Source organism: Streptococcus sp. 3167 (assembly GCF_013277175.1).
Lineage (GTDB): Bacteria > Bacillota > Bacilli > Lactobacillales > Streptococcaceae > Streptococcus > Streptococcus pseudopneumoniae.
In genome coordinates this window covers 1-1,405 of the sequence record NZ_VMML01000057.1, presented here as the reverse complement: position 1 = coordinate 1,405, position 1,405 = coordinate 1, and the positions used below count along the sequence as shown (strand labels likewise).

The following is a 1,405-nucleotide window of genomic DNA, read 5'->3' as shown; positions in this document are numbered from 1 at the left end:
TTACTATCATGTCCTTGAACAAATATTAGCCAATCACGGTATTCCCCTTCAAATTATAGTAGATTGAAACTAGAATAGTACACCTCTACTTCTAAAACATTGTTAGAAATCGATTTGACTGTCCTGATCGGTTTGTCCTATTCTTATTTCATTTTACTATACTTTCAAACCTAGCCGTTTCTCAATAAAACGACTAACTGAATACATCACACGCTTAGCGGCTGCCTCGCTTCCGACCATCATCACACAATCATCTGCGTAGCGCACAAATCGAAGTCCCCTCTTTTCTAATTCCTTGTCCAATTCATTAAGCATGATATTAGATAAGAGAGGAGATACATTTCCTCCCTGTGGTGTACCAACTAGCGTTTTATGACGCCGACCGTTAATGATAACACCTGAATGAAGATACTTACGAATCAAGGATTCCCTATCTCCGTCTTCGATCATATTATGTACTAAGGACATCAATCTATCTTGAGGAACCCTATCGAAAAATTTCTCTAGGTCTATATCCACTATCCACTCATAGCCGTCATTTAAGTACTCTAAGAGCTTGGACAATGGCTTGTTGGATTATCCTATCCATCACTGTCGGAATCCCAAGCTGAAGGACACCTCCATTGGGTTGGGGGATTTCAACTCGCAGGACTGATTGAGGTTTGTATTTTCTCTGTTTTATCAGCTCCTTAGTCAAGCGCCAGTTTTGTCTGAGATAGTCATCCATCTCTTCGATAGTCATTCCATCAATCCCAGCTGAGCCTTTATTGGATTTTACTTGATTGTAAGCTTCCAGCATATTTTCGCGTGATACTATCTTATCTAGCAATTTTGACATGTGCCTATTCCTTTCTTGTTTTGGTGCCTGAGGGATATCTTATATTGGTGAACCTTCATCTAGTCAATACGTGACAGAGTCCAGTTCTATCAGACCGTTCGTTTTACAGACACAAGTAAAGTAGGATTACTTCGATCTGTCGTTTTCTCTTTCTAGCGACAGAGCTCACGGGATAAGTCCTACATCTTTCCTCGTTTAGACTAGACATGAGGACGTTAAAAGGTTACAGTGGAAAAAGATAAATCTTAGTTCGAATTCAATTACTCTCGTGATTTACGCATATAGGTTACGACTACCTTTTTGGACTTTAAGGTTTCGCGCCCCCCCTATCCGCTATATACGCCTTACTATCACCTTCCTGTTCGTAGAGCCACGATTTCGCTATCCCTTCCTCTGACGATTCTTATTTCCAGCGTCAGACTTAAAACGGTCTATCCCCAGACCGTTTTAATCCGCTACCTCACGATAGTCAGGCTTGGGAATCGCTATTGGGTTCACCGGTAGCAGGTGCCCACCAAGGACTTATACTCAATGAAAATCAAAGAGTAAACTAGGAAACTAGCCGCA

At 41.2% G+C, this 1,405-nt stretch carries 1 pseudogene; it reads right to left on the bottom strand.

The window, feature by feature from the left end:
• Nucleotides 1-159: 159 nt before the first annotated feature.
• Nucleotides 160-838, bottom strand: a pseudogene (locus tag HT678_RS08660) (reverse transcriptase domain-containing protein); the annotation flags it as partial.
• Nucleotides 839-1,405 lie beyond the last annotated feature (567 nt).